Genomic DNA, 16664 nt, shown 5'->3' with positions numbered 1-16664 from the left:
GGATTATTTGATAATAAATATGCAAATAAAATGCACCTGAACAGGGCATTTGTGGAACGCGCGCACCGATTTAATGCAGATTTTTTGGCAAAAATGCCAATTGGCCAGCGAATCCCGGTGCATCCTTGGGCGTAAATCTTCTGTGAATTATTTAGTCATGTAAATTCAATGACTTATTTGGTGGCATGGCAATTGCTGAAACAGGCTCACTTAACTTGTTCAGGAGTAATCCAATGTCTGTCCCCTTCAATGTCTGCCGTCGTCTCTTTCTCGCTGCCAGCATGGCCTTCCTCGCCAGCCCGGTGCTCGCCGATACGCCGACCAAGCTGAAGTTCACGCTCGACTGGCGCTTCGAAGGCCCGTCCGCACCCTTCCTGCTCGCCAAGGCCAAGGGCTACTTCGCGGCTGAAGGCCTCGATGTCGAGATCGACTCCGGCGCCGGTTCGGCCGGTGCGGTGACGCGCGTCGCCACCGGTGTCTACGACATGGGCTTTGCCGACTTCAACGCTCTGGTCGAATACGACGCCAAGACGCCGAACTCGAAGATCCAGGCCGTCTACATGGTGTACAACGCAACGCCGGCTGCCGTCTTCGTGCTCAAAAAATCCGGTATCACCAAGCCGGCCGACCTGGTTGGCAAGACGCTGGCGGCGCCGATCTTCGATGCCGGCCGCAAGGCCTGGCCGGCCTTTGCCAAATCCAACAAGCTGGCGGTCGATGCCGTGAAATGGCAGACCGTCGAACCGGCCCTGCGCGAAACCCTGCTGGCGCGCGGCGACGTCGATGGCATCACCGGTTTCTACTTCACCAGCCTGCTCAATCTCGAGTCGCGCGGCGTCAAGACGGAAGACATCGTCGCCCTGAAGTACCCGGATTTCGGCGTCGAACTGTACGGCAACGCCATCATCGCCAGCCCGAAGCTGATGGCCGAGAACCCCAAGGCCGTCGCCGGCGTGCTGCGCGCCTTCAACAAGGCACTCAAGGAAACCATCGCCAACCCGGTGGCGAGCATGGCCTACGTGAAGGAACGCGATCCGCTGATCAATGTCGATCTGGAAACGCGTCGCCTCAAGCTGGCGCTCGAATCCAGCGTGATCACCCCGGAAGTCAAGGCGAACGGCCTCGGTGCCGTGACCGCCGAACGCATGCAGCGCTCGCTCGCCGAAACCGCCGAAGCCTACGGCCTGGCCAAGGTGCCGGCCGCTGCCGACCTGTTCACCTCGGCCTTCCTGCCGGCCAAGGCCGACCGGATGCTCAAGTAAGCAGTTTGCGCCGGGGGCGGGTGTCCGCCGCCGGCTGATTTCACCCGACAGGAATTCCCCATGTCTTTTGTTTCCTTTGAAAACGTCAGCCTGGCCTACGCGCCGGGCGGCGCCAATGCCATCGAGAACGTCAGCCTGAACATCCGCGAAGGCGAGTTCGTCGCCGTGGTCGGTCCGTCCGGTTGCGGCAAATCGACCCTGATGAAACTGGTTTCCGGCCTCAAGCCGCCGAGCGAAGGCTATGTCTTCGTCGACGGCCGCGAAGTCGGCGGGCCGCTGAAAATCATCGGCATGGCCTTCCAGGCCGCCAACCTGCTGCCCTGGCGTACGACGCTGGACAACGTGATGCTGCCGCTGGAAATCGTCGAACCCTTCCGCAGCAACCTGAAGAAGGAGAAGGCCAAATACACGGCCGATGCCGAAGCGCTGCTCGCCAAGGTCGGCCTGGCCGGCTACGGTGACAAGTTCCCGTGGGAACTGTCGGGCGGCATGCAGCAGCGCGCCTCGATCTGCCGCGCGCTGATCCACCAGCCGCGCCTGTTGATGCTCGACGAACCTTTCGGCGCGCTTGATGCCTTCACCCGCGAAGAACTCTGGTGCATGTTGCGCGATTTGTGGCAGCAGCAGCCATTTACCGTCGTGCTGGTGACGCACGACCTGCGCGAGGCGGTCTTCCTCGCCGATACCGTTTACGTGATGAGCAAGCGTCCGGGCCGCATCCTGGTGCGCAAGGAAATCGACCTGCCGCGCCCGCGTCCGCTCGACGTGACCTATACCGATGCCTTCGCCGGCTACGTTCACGAACTGCGTGAACACATCGGCCGCATTCGTGAATCCTGAGGAGCGCCAGCATGGCCGTTAAACAATCCACCCTGATCAAGGTCGCGCCCTGGGCCTTGACCATCACGCTTTTCCTCGTCTGGGAAATCATCTGCACCGGGCTGAAGATTCCCGACTACCTGATGCCGGCGCCCAGCGCCATCTGGGTTGCTGGCGTCGAGTACGCCTCGCCGATCATGATGCACGCGACGCAGACGCTATTCACCACGCTGGCCGGCTTTGCGCTGGCGGTCGTCGTCGGCATGGTGCTCGGCCTGGCGGTCGGCGCCTCGCCGCTGGTCTACAAGGCGACTTATCCGCTGCTGGTCGGCTTCAACAGCATCCCCAAGGTGGCATTCGTACCGGTGCTCGTCGTCTGGTTCGGCATCGGTACCGTGCCGGCCATCCTGACAGCCTTCCTGATCTCCTTTTTCCCGGTCGTGGTCAATGTCGCGACCGGCCTGGCGACGCTCGAGCCGGAACTGGAAGACGTGCTGCGCTCGCTCGGCGCCAAGCGCTGGGACATCATGATCAAGGTCGGCCTGCCGCGCTCGCTGCCGTACTTCTTCGCCTCGCTCAAGGTGGCGATCACGCTGGCTTTCGTCGGTTCGGTGATCTCGGAAACCGTCGCCTCCAACCTCGGCATAGGCTACCTGATGATGTCGGCCAGCTCGTCGATGAACATGCCGCTGGTGTTTGCCGGCCTGATCGTCATCGGCGTCATGGGCGTCGTCATGTACGAACTGTTCGCCGTGCTCGAGAATCGCCTGACCGGCTGGGCGCACCGCAATCCAAATGCGCCGGGCTGAGTCGGTTGCCATGGGCCAAGGAATGGCGCCTGACGGCGCCATTTTTTATTGTGCGGGGCGCCGTTTGCGCTAGTTGTGTTTAGCTGTGAGTCGCGTTTGGCTTGCCGGTCAGCGTCCTTGTTCGTGTCCTTTGGCTGTCTGGCCGTGCAACAGCGCGGCCAGCTTGCGATCGGTCTTGAGAATGTGCTCGTAAAGCCACTCGTTGAGAAAATCGATCAAATGACTCATCGTCTGAGGGCCGTCCTGCTTGGCCTGCGCCCGCATCATCGTCAGTTGCTCAATAAAACTGCCGTGTTGTCGAAGATGTTCTTCAGCGTGACGTTCGTTGCGCGGCAAGCCGGCGATCAGCGCCTCCTCGGTCGCAAAATGGAACGCCACATAGGTTCCCAGGCGTTGCAGGACGTCATCCAGTACAGTTTGGCTTTTGCCCGAACCATGTGCTTCATCCAGCTCGTTCAGCATGCCGATCAACTCTTCGTGTTGAAGGTCGATTGAACGAATTCCGGTCTCCAGAGCAGTGCCCCATGTAATGCGCATGCCACACCTCATACAATAGCCGAGTTGCCGAGAGTGTACATTGCCGGATAACCTATCAACCGCCGCCATGGCATAAAAGCGCTTGCTTTCGCATGAAACCTGAAAACAGAACATCGAACCCCAGCGAATTGGCCGCCCAGAGGGCCTTGGCGCCGATTCGGCGGCATGCGACCTGGTTGCTGGTGATTTTTCTCATCGCGCTTTCATTTTTTGCGATGCGCAGCCTCGTCGAGCGTATCGATCAGTTAAATGACGCCAGCCTCGATCGCAAATGGATGGGAGCAAGCAGCGCGATCGGGCTGCTGATCCACGAGCTGCAGCGCGAACGCGGACTGTCCAGTGGATTCATTGCCTCAAATGGCGAGCATTTCGCTGATCAGCTCGGCGCCCAGCAAAAGCAGACCGATGCCTCGCTCGCCTCATTGACGTCGATCGTTCGCGAGCAAGCGCTCGACAAGACAGTTCGCCAACGCCTCGACGCCGGGGCGCTGCAATTGCCCAAGCTCCGCCTGCGCGTCAGGCAACTCGAAATCTCCCGGGACTACACGGTTGATCGTTACACCGGCATCATCGACACGCTTTTCGACTTGCAGCTGAGTACCTTCGGCAACGCCTCCGAGCCCTCGATTTTCCGCAAGCAAATGGCCTTCATCGCCTTCGCGCAGGCCAAGGAAATGTCGGGGCAGGAGCGCGCTTTGCTATCCGCCATGCTGTCGGATCGCAACTTCAGTGCTGGCCGAATGGTGATGCTGAACAGCATCAAGGCCGCCGAGGCGGCCCGGCTGGCCAATTTTGTCGGCCTGGCCGACCAGGAGGCCCTGGCCGCCTACCAGAATATCCTCAAACAAGCCTATATCAAGGATGCCGAACGCATCCGGCAGAAGGTCCAGGCGGCCGCCTGGCGGGAAGCGCTTGGCGACGAGGGAACGGCCGTCCTGCCCTCACCGGATGCCTGGTTCGCACTGGCCAGCACGAAAATTGACGCCATGAAACAACTCGAGGATGCGTTGAATGCATCGGTCAATGCCGATGCCCGGCAAATGGAAGGCCGGGCGCAGCAGGAACTTTTGATCAGCGGCTTTCTGGCGCTTCTCTCTTTTGCCCTGGCCGGCATTCTGATCCACCAGATTCAACGGGGTGGCCGGGTGGCGGAGCACCAGCTGAATTTGGCCGAGGCGGTATTCAGCAATAGCGTCGAATCGATTCTGGTGACCGATGCCGACCTGCGGATCATCGAAGTGAACCCGGCCTTCTTGCGTATTTCCGGTTACACCCGGGACGAAATAATCGGGCAACACCCGCGGATACTAAAATCTGGCCGGCATGATGCGGCATTTTTCGAAAAAGTCTGGAATGAGGTAAATGCGTCGGGCACCTGGGTCGGCGAGGTCTGGAACCGGCGCAAGAACGGTGAAATTTACCCGGCGCTGCTCTCCATCGCCGCCGTCACGGGGTCCGATGGCGTGGTTTCGAATTACACGGGCATGATCTTCGACCTGAGCCGGCACAAGACGGTTGAGGCGCTGCTCAACCAACTGCGGACGTTTGATGGATTGACCGCTCTGCCCAATCGGGAATCATGGCTGTCGGCGCTTGAGCAAATGCTGGTCAATGCCCAACGGAGCAGCAGCAGATTTTCGATCCTGGCCGTCGATCTCGACCGACTCAAGGTAATCAACGATTCCTTGGGGTATGCCGTGGGCGATCTGGTGCTGATCGAAGCCGCCGAGCGCATCAAGAACACGCTGCGCAAATACGATATCGTCGCGCGTCTGGTCGGCAACCGTTTCGCGGTGCTGCTCAATGAAATTGCCGAACCGCAAGATATCGGCAGCGTCTGCGAAAAACTGCTGACGGCGTTCGCTCGACCGTTCGAACTCGACGGTATCAACGTGCATGTCACGGCGAGCATCGGGGCGGCGATCTACCCGACCGACGGTTCCGACAGCAACACCCTGATGATGGCCGCGGAATCGGCCTTGTACAGCGCCAAGGCCGACGGTCGCAATCTCTACAAATACTATTCGCGTGAAATGAACGAGATGGGCTCCCTCTTGTTCAAGCTCGAACGGATGTTGCGATTCGCCTTGGAGCGCAACGAGTTCTCCGTTGTCTATCAGCCGCAAGTCAATGCGCAAAGCGGCTGCCTGGTCGGCGTCGAGGCCTTGTTGCGCTGGAACAACCCGGAACTCGGCAATGTGTCGCCGGTCCAGTTCATTCCGATTGCCGAGGAAACCGGATTGATCGTCGCCATTGGCGAATGGATCATGCGCGCTGCCTGCCAGCAGGTTTGCCAATGGCAGAACGAATTGGGGATCGAAGTCCCGGTTGCCGTCAATCTTTCCGCCCGCCAATTCCGTCGCAACGATCTCCTCGCCTCGGTCCAGACCGTACTCGACGAAACGGGCTTGCCCAGCCGGCTTCTCGAACTGGAAATCACCGAGGGCTTGTTGATGACCGACCCGATCGGCGCCATTGCCATCATGCAGGGGCTGAACGCCATGGGAATCAAGACCGCGCTCGATGATTTCGGCACCGGGTATTCCTCGCTGGCTTATCTCAAGACGTTTCCGCTGAATCGGCTAAAAATCGATCGCGCTTTCGTTCGCGACCTGCCGAACAATCGGAGTGACTGCGCGATCACCAATACCATCATTGCCCTTGGCCTTAACCTCAACATGCAGGTCCTGGCCGAGGGGGTTGAAACCGAAGCGCAACGGGAATTCCTGACCAACTCGGGGTGCCAGGTGTTCCAGGGCTATTTGTTTGGCAAGCCGATGCCCGGCGAAGAGCTGACATTGCGCCTGACCTCCGGCGAGTTGGTGGTGGCCGCCGTCTAGGCCTGCATCCGGTCCCGTTTCGCCAGGGCCGGGAAAATCCGGACCCAGGCGGCAGCAACCAGCAAGGTGCCGAGGCCGCCCGTCAGCACCGAACCGACCGGGCCGAACAGCGCGGCGGTGGCGCCCGATTCGAATTCCCCAAGCTGGTTGGAGGCGCCGATGAAAATCGAATTGACGGCCGAGACCCGGCCGCGAATTTCGTTGGGGGTTTCCAGCTGGACCAGGGTCATGCGCATGACGACGCTGATGTTGTCGACCGCGCCGGTGATGGCGAGAGCCAGCAGCGACAGGCCGAAATGTTCGGAGAGCCCGAAGACCACCGTCGCCAGGCCGAAGACGGCCACCGAACCGATCAGCCATCGGCCGACCTTGCGCTGGATCGGCCAGCGCAGCAGGAGCAGCGACATCAGCAGCGCCCCGGCCGCCGGCGCGGCGCGCAGCAGGCCGAGGCCTTGCGGACCGGTGTGCAGGATGTCGCGGGCGTAGATCGGCAAGAGCGCGGTGGCGCCACCGAGCAGTACGGCAAAGAGATCGAGCGAGGTGGCGCCAAGCAGCAGCTTGTTTTGCCAGACGAAGGTGACGCCGGCCAGCACGCTGCTCAAGGTGGTCTTTTCCCTGGTCGCTTGTTGCGCATCATGGACGGCCAGCATCAGCCCGCAAGCGGCCAGCAGCAGGCCGGCGCTGGTGCCATAGACCCAGGCGGCGCCCTGCGTGTAGAGCAAACCGCCGAGTGCCGGGCCGCAGATGATCGCCGCCTGCATGCCGCTGGAACTGAGGGTGACGGCGCGCTCGAGCAGCCGCGGCGGCACCAGCATCGGTACCAGTGCCTGCTGGGTCGGCATCTGGAAGGCCCGACAGGCGCCGAGCAGGACGGACAGGCCGAGGATGAGTTCGCGCGAAACGAAGCTGCCTTGCGTCGCCAGGACGAGCAGCAGGGCGATCGCGCCCTGGATCAGCAGGCACGTGCCGAAAATTCGCCCGCGTCGCCAGCGGTCGACCAGATGGCCGGCCGGCAGGGTCAGCAGCAGCGCCGGCACGAACTGGAAGAGTCCGACCAGCCCGAGATCCCAGGCGCTTCCGGTCAGGTCGTACATCTGCCAGGCGACTGCCACCATCAACATCTGCTGGGCCAGCATGCCGGCCAGCCGGGCCAGCCAGAACAGGATGAATTGGCGGTGATCGAAGAGTTCGGAGAGTCTCGGTTTGGTCATTGCCGAAGCTTAGCAAACCGGGCCGCCGCCCAGAACCCTGTTGTCGAGGCTTCGGCGGCAGGCAGCCAAGCGTTGTCCGGGGGCGTTAGAATCCCGCCTTCCCGATTTCACCATCCCAGAAAACCCCAGGAGAAAGCCGATGTCCGATCATGGATTTCATGTGCATGGTCCGCACGATCACGAAGTTGAGCACGTCGCCCAGCATGGCGGCGACAGTTTTACCGGGCGGCTGGCCGTTCTGACGGCAGTGCTATCGACCATTGGCGCCATTTTCGGCTACATGGGCGGTCATTCCCAGAACGCGGCGCTGCTCTACAAGAACGAGGCGGCGATCCAGAAAACCTCGGCCGCGAACCAGTGGAACTACTATCAGGCCAAAAGCAACAAGCAGAACCTCGCCGAGCTGTCGATCACCCTGACGGCAGGCGAGACGCAGGAAAAATTCAAACAGGCCGTCGAGCGCTACAAGCAGGAAAAGGAAGAAATCAAGGCGGAAGCCGACAAACTGGAAGCCGAGGCCAAGGCCGCCGACCACAAGAGCGAAGCGGAAATGCATGTGCATGAACGCTGGGCTCTGGCAACGACGCTGCTCCAGATTGCCATCGCCCTTTCGGCGATTACCCTGCTGACCCGCAAGCGCTGGCTGCTCGCCGGGGTTTTTGGGGCGACCGGTTTCGGGCTGCTCGCCGGGGTGATGGGTTACCTGCATCTGTGAGCCCGCGCCGTCCCGGATTCCACCATGCCCTGGTCGGGCTGGCCTGCTCGCTGGTCGCCGCCTTGGCCTTGGCCGAAGCGCCTTGCCGGATCGCCTTCGACATGGGGTCCTCGGGCATCCGGGCCGGCCATGCCGCCAGTTCCGTCACCCCGCGAGTCGGCATCGACTACCTCGCCCCGTTGTGGGCCGGGGATGGTCTGGAACCGGTGGTCGCGGCAACGATAAATGCCCTGCGCAATCTGCCGGAGGAGGGCCGCTTTCCTGAAAGTTGCGCCCGTGTCGGTGGCGGCTTTTCGGCATGGCGCCTGGCTCTGCAGCAGGACCCCGGCCGGCTGACGGCAATCCTGGCCAGCATCGAAGCGGCCAGCGGCGTGGCAATCCTAGTCATGCCGCCGTTGCAGGAAGGCGCCTACGGTTATTACGGCGCCCGCCAATTGCTTGGCGACCGGCTGAAGACCAGCCATATCCTGGATATCGGCGGCGGCAGCCTGCAGATTGCCGGGGAGCGTACCGCCTACGGCGAGCAGCTCGGCCAGAAAGTCTGGCATCAGCAGCTCTGTCGGGAAATCCGCCAGGCCGATGCCGCCTGTACCTTGCAGCCGCTGAGCGAAGACGAGCTTGCCGCTGCCCGCGCGCTGCTGGCGAAGAACCTGGCCGGCGTTCGCGCCGCGTTGCCGGAAAGGGTCACGCTGACGGCAATCAGCCGCACGGTCAGCCGTGGCATCCGGCCGGTGATCGAGCGTCTGGAACCGGCCGAGCGTGCCGACGGCATGCTGCAAGGTTCGGCCATCAGCGCCGCCATTGCCCGGGTCGAAGGGCAAACCGGTGCGGAAACCAGGGCATTGGTCGACGGCACCGGGGCCAATGCCACTTATTTGCTGAGCGGCCTGCTGCTGGTCGAAGGGGTGTTAGCGGCGACCGACGGGGAAGCGCTGCAGGTGGCCGAAGTCGACCTCACCAACCTGCCGGGACTGCTCGCCGACGACCATGCCTTCGCCTGGCAACTGCACTACGGCTGCTACCTGGCGCGTCTGCAAACGCTCGGCATCGACGCCTACGCCAGCGATCCGGCCACCTGCCGGTGATCCGGCGGGTGGCCAACGCCGGTATCAGTACGGCTGACCATTCTTGTGTCTGAAGCGCCAGCCGCCATTCTCGAGGTAAGCCTCAATATCGTCGTCCTGGTAGGGCGTGAACGTAGAAGTAACCAGCCTTTCGCTGCTTTATAGGCGATATCAGGTTGACTGCAGGGTTGAGGGGCGAGCATGACAATGACAGACAGGACTCCATTTGCCTACCGTCTGGTGAGGGGGGAAGGAACCAGTAGTATTGGCAACTTGTGCAGTAGATTGTTGCTCATGCCTCGAAGTTCGATTGCGGAGGGTAATACCGTCCCGTGGTCGTGAGTAATGAAGAATCTATGTCTTCGGCACTGCTTTCAATGATCATCCAGCCGTTTTTTGTGATTTTGTCTTGGGTGACTTTGCCTTCACCAAGAGTATCTAGGCCTTGTTCTTGATCGTGATAACGGAACGAATAGACAGTGATGATTGACATAGAACCTCCGTGCAAAGGTGATACCACCAAGAGTTATTCAGACCAATAAAACACCGGTTTATAGGTTGTCGTCAGGACACTATCTTGAACTTGCCGACTTGCCGGTTCAAGGTATCCGATTCACCGACCAGCGTTCCAACCAGTCCTTTCACGTCGTTCATCGCCGCTGCGGTTTGCTCAATTCCGCCGGCGATCGACTCGACGCGTTGGGCGATATCGGTACTGACCGAGCTTTGTTCGCGCAGGCCGTTGCTGATCGAGTCGATCGCTTCGCGCACTTGAACTGCCGCGGCATCGAGGCCGTGAACGGTGCTCTGCACCTGTTCCGTTTGCAGGGCGCCTTGCAGGGCCAGTTCTTTCGTCTTGTTCATCGCCAGGGAAGCCGATTGCGTCGTGCTCCTGACCGAGTCCAGGACTTCGCTGATTTCACGGGTTGAGACGGTCGTCCGTTCGGCCAGCTTGCGTACCTCGTCGGCCACCACGGCGAAGCCTCGGCCCTGCTCGCCGGCCCGTGCCGCCTCAATCGCCGCGTTCAGTGCCAGAAGATTGGTTTGTTCGGCAATATCCCGAATCGTCGAGGCGATACTGTTGATGCTATCGACCTTCTTCGCCAGGTCATCCATTTGCTGCGACGATTGCATCATGCTGTTGGCCACTTGCTGGATGTTCTGGGTCGTCGCCTGGATGCCTTCGTAGCCTTCCTGAATGGTCGTTTCAGTCGTCTTCGAAAGATTTGCCGCGAGGATCGCGTTGTCCGACATTACCCCGATACTCACGGTCAGCTGCTCAATGGCCGCAGCGATTGCCGAAGCCGATTCGCTTTGTTGTTCCGAGGCGCTCGCCACATTGCCGGCATTCAAGTTCAGCTTGGTCGAGACATTGCCCAGCGTACTGACGCTTTGAGAAATGTCGCCCAGCATGCTCAATAAATAGCTCTGCATGGTGAAGGCGGAGCCCAGGATACTGGCCTTGTTCGAGGGATCGACCTGAATCCGCTCGGTCAGATCGCCCCCCGAAATCTTGTCGAGGATCGCCGCGGTACTCGAAGGTTCGCCGCCGACCTGGCGGAACACTTCACGACCGATGTAGGCCAGGGCCAGCGAGATGAAAAGAATGATCAGGGTGCCGATGCCCAACACGACATTGCGCGCCGTTTCCTGGGATTGGTCGAGCGCGATGCGTCCTTCCATGGCCGACGTTTCGCTGGTCTTGACCACCTCAAGGAGGATTTCCCGGACATTTCGCCAGGCCGGCGTTTCGTCGGAGATCATCAATTGCTTGGCCGAGGCCAGGTCGCCGGCCTCGATCAAGCTGAAAACCTTCTGCTGCGCCGGCAGATATTTGGCTGTGCGCTCGCTCAACTCCCTGGCTTTGTCCGATCCGCCCGGAATCGACTTCAGCAGGCCATCAAGCCGGATCAAAAGGCCATCGAGCTGCTTCGCCGCCGTTGTGTAGTTGGCAACGGACTTCTTGTTGTCGGGGTCGAGAACGTAGTTGCGGAGTGCCTGACCTCTTTGCAATCCGGCGGCAAGCGTATTGGCTGCCACCAGATGTGTTTCGATATCGCGATCGACGAAGTGGGCGATCTGCCCCTTGGTTCGATCGCTAAGCCACCAGGACGAACCGGCGAGAATAACTACGGCCACGACGCACCCCGAGGCGACAGCCCACAACCTGCTTTTTAGCGATGACTGAACAGTCAATTCAACTCCCCTTTTTGCTATCAATATTGTTGTTTTAACCAGTTTTTGTGGTTAAAACTGTGCGATATAAGAAAAAAATCAATGTTTTGGATCATTGCATATGCAGCTTGTTTATGGCTAGCGTCACGTCCATCACAGCATTGATTTGAGCTAACACCGCTGTTTGCATCAGTGTCGTTTTCCGGTGCTGGCGACTTCGGCCAAAAGGTCGGCCAATAGGGATTTTTACCTATCGTTATGCACCTTTCTTCCAATTTCCGTCATATGGCTTGTCGCCTAAGCTGGGCCCGTCATCAAAAAAACGGAGCTTTGCATGAGCGCTCATCCTGATCTTTCCCGGCGGGCCTTCCTTACCGCGCTGCCGGCGGTGACGGCCGGTCTGGCTATGCCGGCCCAGGCGGCCGAAGAAGCAGGGCCGCACTGGTCGATGCTGGTCGATACCCGCCGGTGCATTGCCTGCCAGGCATGCACCATGGCCTGTTCGATGGAAAACGTTTCGCCCGAAGGGCAATTCCGTACGGTCGTGGCAACCTATGCGGTGACGGACGGGGCTGGCAAAACCGGTCTTGCCGTGTTGCCTCGCCTGTGCAACCACTGCGAACAGCCCCCGTGCATCCCGGTCTGTCCGGTCGGCGCCACCTTCAAGCGCCAGGACGGCATCGTGCTGGTCGATGGCGACCGCTGCGTCGGCTGTGCCTATTGCGTCCAGGCCTGTCCCTACGATGCCCGGTTCATCAATCACCACACCGGCAAGGCCGACAAATGCACGTTCTGCAGCCACCGCCTTGAAGCCGGGCTGCTGCCGGCCTGCGTTGAAACCTGCGTCGGCGGCGCCCGAATCTTTGGCGACATCAACAATCCGGCTAGCGAAATCAGCACCCGCCTGAAAGTGGCCGAAGGCAAGACCCAGGTCCTGAAACCGGAGGCTGGAACGACCCCCCGCGTTTTCTACATTGGCCTCGACGACCATCTGAAGGGCCGTGTCGATGGCGCTTCCGCCGCCGACATGATGTGGCGCCCGGACCAGCAAGGAGGATGAGCATGTACTCGAGCGTTGAAGTCCTGGGCTTTGCCCGGGAGCCGGCCTGGTTGCCGTGGGCCGTCCAGTATTTTTTCCTGATCGGCATTTCCACCGCCGCATTCTTCCTTTCCCTGCCCGGCTTGGTCTGGCGCCACCCCGAGTGGCGCGCCGTGTCGCGGCGCGCCTTGCTGGCGGCGCTGGTCTGCGGCTTGACGGCGCCGGTGGCCTTGCTGGCCGACCTGCATCAGCCCGGGCGTTTCCTCAATTTCTACCTGCATCCGAATCTCGGATCGTGGATGGCCTGGGGATCCTTCTTTATTCCGCTCTATCTGCTCGGCCTTTTTCTCTATGCCTGGCTCTGTCTGCGGCCGCAACTGGCCGCCCTGGCCGAACGCGGCGGCAAGTTCGCCGCCCTCTATCGCGCACTGGCTTACGGCGGTCATGACAATCCCGGTGCCATTCGCGCCGCGGCCGTCGTCGGCAGTATCGGCGCCGGGCTGGTCCTGCTTTATACCGGCATGGAAGTGATGGTGGTGCAGGCCCGTCCGCTGTGGCACAGCCCCGTTCTGCCGCTGCTCTTTGCCGTTACCGCGCTGACCGGCGGCATCGGCATGACCGGCCTGCTCGAGGCCCTGTCCGGCAGTCGGACTTCGGCGCCCTTGCTCAATCGCTGGCAGGTACGTGGCCAGCGGGCGACCTTGCTGCTCCTCCTGGTCTGGCTGTTGCCGGCCTTTGCCGGGCTGGCTGGCTCGGCGGCCGAGGCGCTGGCCACCATGGGCGGTTCGCTCGGCTGGCAGGTGACCGGTGCCTGGCTGTTCGGCAGCAGCCTGCTGACGCTCTGGCTGGCCCGTCGCTACCGCACTGCGCTGGTCCTGCCGGCCTTGCTCGCGCTGCATGGCGCCTGGCTGGTGCGCTGGGTCGTCTTCATCGGCGGCCAGAGCCTGCCGAAGATCGGCTCGACCAGCCATGCCTATTACCTGACCCTGACGCCGGACAGCCTGCTTGGCATCGTCGGCATGGCCGGCCTGTGTCTCACCATTTACATCGTTCTGACCGCCATCATCCCCTGGGATGATCGGGCTGAGGTCTGAGGAGTCCGATCATGAAAATCAGCAAGCGTCGTCAAGTTCTCGCTCTTGGTGGTCTGGCCGCCTTCGCCGCCGGCTATTCCGAAACCGCCGGCCGCATGGTTGGCAAGCTCCTCGGCCATGATGCACCGAAGCACAAGACAGCCGGCGAAGCGCCGGCCCCGGAATTCCGCATCGATCGTCAAGGCCGGCTCGAAGTCAATCCGGCTCAGCAGGTCAGCTATACGACCTGTCTCGGTTGCACCACCATGTGCGGCGTCCGGGTCCGTATCGACCGGGCTTCCGGCAAGGTGCTGCGGGTTGCCGGCAACCCCTACAGTCCGTTGTCGACCGATCCGCATCTGCCGATGAAGGCCAGCGTCCGGGACAGTTTCGTGGCCATCTCGGCTCACCAGGGCAAGGGGCTGGATGGGCGCTCCACCGCCTGCGGGCGGGGCAATGCCGTCGCCCAGCAGATCGATTCGCCGTATCGCGTACTGACTCCGCTGAAGCGCGTCGGTCCGCGCAACAGCGGCCAATGGGAGCCGATACCCTTCGCCCAGCTGGTCAGCGAGGTGGTCAATGGCGGAAACCTGTTCGGCGAAGGCAATGTCGAGGGGCTGGGCACGCTGCGCGACCTGAAAACGCCGATCGACAGCGAGCAGCCGGCACTTGGTCCGCGCGTCAATCAGGTGGCGGTGCTCTCCAGCGTCAATGACGGCCGCGAGAACTTCGCTCGCCGCTTCTTCCAGAAGGCCTACGGCACGATCAATTTCATCGGTCACGGCTCCTACTGCGGCGGCTCCTACCGCTCCGGGTCGGGGGCCTTGTTCGGCGACATGAAGGCGATGCCGCACTGCAAGCCGGATTTCTCGAATGCCGAGTTCGTGCTCTTCGTCGGCACGGCGCCGGGCCAGGCCGGCAACCCGTTCAAGCGCCAGGGAACCCTGGTCGCCAAGGCGCGCACCGAGGGCAAACTGTCCTATGTCGTGGTCGATCCGGTGCTGACCCATGCCGACAACCGGGCCAGTGGCGACCGCGGTCGCTGGCTGCCGATCCGTCCCGGCACCGACGGGGCGATGGCGATGGCGATCATTCGCTGGCTGTTTGACAATCAACGCTTCGACAGTCATTTCCTGAGCTTCCCGAATGCGGCGCTGGCCAAGCGGAACGGCGAACCATCCTGGTCGAATGCCACGCATCTGGTGGTCGTCGAAGCGAAGCATCCGCGCGAACGCCGCTTCCTGCGCGCCTCCGACCTCGGCTTCGAGATTGCCGAAGAGCTGCGCTACAAGGAGGGCGATGCCTTCGTTTGCCTCGATGACTCGGGCCAGCCTGTTTTCAGCGATCAGGCGCAAGGGCCGGCCCAGCTGTTTGTCGATACCACGCTCGATGTCGGCGGCAAGCCGGTCCATGTCAAATCGTCGCTGCAACTGCTGCGTGAGGAAGCGATGCGCCTCGATCTGCCCGCCTATGCCGAGGCCTGCGGCATTCCGGCCGACACGCTGGCCGCCCTGGCCAGGGAACTGGCCTCGCACGGCAAGCGCGCCTCGGTCATCGCCCACGGCGGCATGATGAGCGCCAGCGGTTTCTACAACGCCTACGCGCTGATGAGCATCAATGCGCTGCTCGGCAACATTAACTGGAAAGGCGGCTTTGTCGCCAACGGCGGCGGCTTCAAGGATAACGGGGAGGGGCCGCGCTACAACCTCGATACCTTCGCCGGCATGGTCAAGCCATCCGGTACGCCGCTCGGGCGCAACGTGCCCTATGAAAAAACCGCCGAATTCGCCGCCAAGAAGGCTCAGGACAAACCCTATCCGGCCGCTGCCCCGTGGTTTCCCAATGCCCCGGGCCTGACCACCGAACTGCTGCCGGGCGGCATCGCCGGCTATCCCTATAGCTTGAAGGCGCTGGTCCTGTGGTCCTCCAACCCGCTCTACGGCGTCACCGGCCTGCGCAACAAGATCGCCAAGGATCTGGCCGATCCGCGGAAGTTGCCGCTGATCATCTCGGTCGATCCGTTCATCAATGAGAGCAATGCCTACGCCGATTACATCGTTCCCGACTCGCTGATGTACGAAAGCTGGGGCTGGGTCGGGGCCTGGAACGGGGTGCCGACCAAGGCGATGAGCGCCCGCTGGCCGGTCATCGAGCCACAGGCGGCGAAGACGCCGGACGGCCGCGCCATCGGTATGGAAACCTTCTTCATCGCCCTGGCCAAGGCCATGCAACTGCCCGGCTTCGGGGCCGGCGCGATCAGCGATCCGGAAGGCAACAGCTATGCCCTGAACGGGCCGGAAGACTGGTATTTGCGCGGCGGCGCCAACATCGCCTGGCTGGGCAAGGAACCGGTAGCCGATGCGACGGCCGAGGACATCATCCTGTCCGGCGTCGAACGCCTCCGTCCGCTGCTCGAAAAGACGCTGAAGCCGGAAGAGGTGGCCAAGGTGGCGTTCCTGCTGACGCGAGGCGGACGCTATCAGCCGGGCAAGGATGCCTACGACGAGGAAAACCCGGAGTGGATGCGTAACCCGATGAAGGCGATGTCCCACCTGTGGAACGAAAACGTCGGGGCAGCCAAGAACAGCCTGAGCGGCAAACGTTACAGCGGTTGCGCCAGCTGGGTCGAACCCGCGTTCGCCGACGGTACGCCGGTGCGCCAGCTCTATCCGGCCGACAAGTGGCCCTTGCAGTTGGTCAGCTACAAGTCGGCGCTGCAGAATCCGTACTCGATCGGTGCCACCCGCCTGCTCGGCTTGCATCCGGAAAACCCGGTGCTGATCCACCCGGACGATGCCCGGCGCCTGCACCTGGAAATGGGTGACCTGGCGGAGATCACGACACCGAGCGGCAGCCTCAAGGCGAGAATCATGGTCCATCCCGGCATCACCCCGGGCGTTGCCGCCTTCGAGCACGGGTTCGGCCACCGCGAACTGGGGGCGCGGGCGCACCGTATCGGTGGCCAGCGTCAGCCGGAAGACAGGCGGCTGGCGGCCGGCGTCAATCTGAACGATATCGGCCTGATCGACCCGACCCGGCCGGACAAGGCGCCCTGGGTCGACTCCGTCTCCGGCGCCGCCGTGCGCAACGGCCTGCCGGCGAGTATCCGCCGGGCCTGAG

General features: G+C 61.8%; 14 protein-coding genes. 9 read left to right on the top strand and 5 right to left on the bottom strand.

The window, feature by feature from the left end:
• Positions 1-233 precede the first annotated feature (233 nt).
• The 3 genes from KI611_RS15445 to KI611_RS15435 are packed head-to-tail and all read left to right on the top strand — an operon-like array spanning position 234 to position 2890.
• A complete protein-coding gene (locus KI611_RS15445; protein ID WP_226416539.1) occupies positions 234-1262 on the top strand; it encodes an ABC transporter substrate-binding protein in 1029 nt (342 codons plus the stop codon).
• Positions 1263-1322: 60 nt separating this feature from the next.
• Entirely contained in the window at positions 1323-2102 is a 780-nt protein-coding gene (locus tag KI611_RS15440) for an ABC transporter ATP-binding protein (protein ID WP_226416538.1), read from the top strand.
• A gap of 11 nt (positions 2103-2113) precedes the next feature.
• On the top strand, positions 2114-2890 hold the full coding sequence (locus KI611_RS15435) for an ABC transporter permease (protein ID WP_226416537.1): 777 nt from the start codon (positions 2114-2116) through the stop codon (positions 2888-2890).
• A 108-nt stretch (positions 2891-2998) separates the two neighbouring features.
• Here KI611_RS15435 and KI611_RS15430 read toward each other — a convergent pair whose 3' ends face one another.
• Positions 2999-3427: a bacteriohemerythrin gene (locus KI611_RS15430; RefSeq protein ID WP_226416536.1), complete on the bottom strand. Its 429-nt coding sequence runs from the start codon at positions 3425-3427 to the stop codon at positions 2999-3001.
• A 55-nt stretch (positions 3428-3482) separates the two neighbouring features.
• Complete coding sequence (locus tag KI611_RS15425) at positions 3483-3623, bottom strand: hypothetical protein (RefSeq protein ID WP_226416535.1); 141 nt, start codon at positions 3621-3623, stop codon at positions 3483-3485.
• A 19-nt stretch (positions 3624-3642) separates the two neighbouring features.
• Here KI611_RS15425 and KI611_RS15420 point away from each other — a divergent pair, with 19 nt between their 5' ends.
• Positions 3643-6267, top strand: coding sequence for an EAL domain-containing protein (locus tag KI611_RS15420; protein WP_226416534.1), 2625 nt, complete (start codon positions 3643-3645; stop codon positions 6265-6267).
• Here KI611_RS15420 and KI611_RS15415 read toward each other — a convergent pair.
• Positions 6264-7478 (bottom strand): MFS transporter, encoded by a 1215-nt coding sequence (locus KI611_RS15415; RefSeq protein ID WP_226416533.1) that lies wholly within the window; start codon positions 7476-7478, stop codon positions 6264-6266. The two genes, KI611_RS15420 and KI611_RS15415, sit on opposite strands and share 4 nt — an antisense overlap.
• A 139-nt stretch (positions 7479-7617) precedes the next feature.
• Here KI611_RS15415 and KI611_RS15410 point away from each other — a divergent pair, with 139 nt between their 5' ends.
• Both KI611_RS15410 and KI611_RS15405 read left to right on the top strand, forming a co-directional pair.
• Positions 7618-8193, top strand: coding sequence for a DUF4337 domain-containing protein (locus tag KI611_RS15410; RefSeq protein ID WP_226416532.1), 576 nt, complete (start codon positions 7618-7620; stop codon positions 8191-8193).
• On the top strand, positions 8190-9278 hold the full coding sequence (locus KI611_RS15405) for a hypothetical protein (RefSeq protein WP_226416531.1): 1089 nt from the start codon (positions 8190-8192) through the stop codon (positions 9276-9278). The genes KI611_RS15410 and KI611_RS15405 overlap by 4 nt, the downstream gene beginning before the upstream one ends.
• Before the next feature lie 271 nt (positions 9279-9549).
• Here KI611_RS15405 and KI611_RS15400 read toward each other — a convergent pair whose 3' ends face one another.
• Both KI611_RS15400 and KI611_RS15395 read right to left on the bottom strand, forming a co-directional pair.
• Positions 9550-9750, bottom strand: coding sequence for a hypothetical protein (locus tag KI611_RS15400; protein WP_226416530.1), 201 nt, complete (start codon positions 9748-9750; stop codon positions 9550-9552).
• A gap of 71 nt (positions 9751-9821) precedes the next feature.
• On the bottom strand, positions 9822-11396 hold the full coding sequence (locus KI611_RS15395) for a methyl-accepting chemotaxis protein (RefSeq protein WP_226416529.1): 1575 nt from the start codon (positions 11394-11396) through the stop codon (positions 9822-9824).
• Positions 11397-11766: 370 nt separating this feature from the next.
• Between KI611_RS15395 and dsrO the strand changes: the two genes are divergently transcribed.
• Genes dsrO through KI611_RS15380 form a run of 3 tightly spaced genes read left to right on the top strand, consistent with a single transcriptional unit; the run spans position 11767 to position 16663 of the window.
• Positions 11767-12492, top strand: a complete 726-nt coding sequence (gene dsrO / locus KI611_RS15390; RefSeq protein WP_226416528.1) for a sulfate reduction electron transfer complex DsrMKJOP subunit DsrO — start codon at positions 11767-11769, stop codon at positions 12490-12492.
• Positions 12493-12494: 2 nt separating this feature from the next.
• Positions 12495-13565: an NrfD/PsrC family molybdoenzyme membrane anchor subunit gene (gene nrfD / locus KI611_RS15385; protein ID WP_226416527.1), complete on the top strand. Its 1071-nt coding sequence runs from the start codon at positions 12495-12497 to the stop codon at positions 13563-13565.
• A gap of 11 nt (positions 13566-13576) precedes the next feature.
• A complete protein-coding gene (locus KI611_RS15380) occupies positions 13577-16663 on the top strand; it encodes a molybdopterin dinucleotide binding domain-containing protein (RefSeq protein ID WP_226416526.1) in 3087 nt (1028 codons plus the stop codon).
• Position 16664 lies beyond the last annotated feature (1 nt).

The sequence above is a fragment of the Dechloromonas denitrificans genome (assembly GCF_020510685.1).
In the GTDB taxonomy this organism is placed as follows: domain Bacteria; phylum Pseudomonadota; class Gammaproteobacteria; order Burkholderiales; family Rhodocyclaceae; genus Azonexus; species Azonexus denitrificans_A.
The sequence above is the reverse complement of the archived record's forward strand: the minus strand, read 5'-3'. Positions and strand labels throughout refer to the sequence as shown.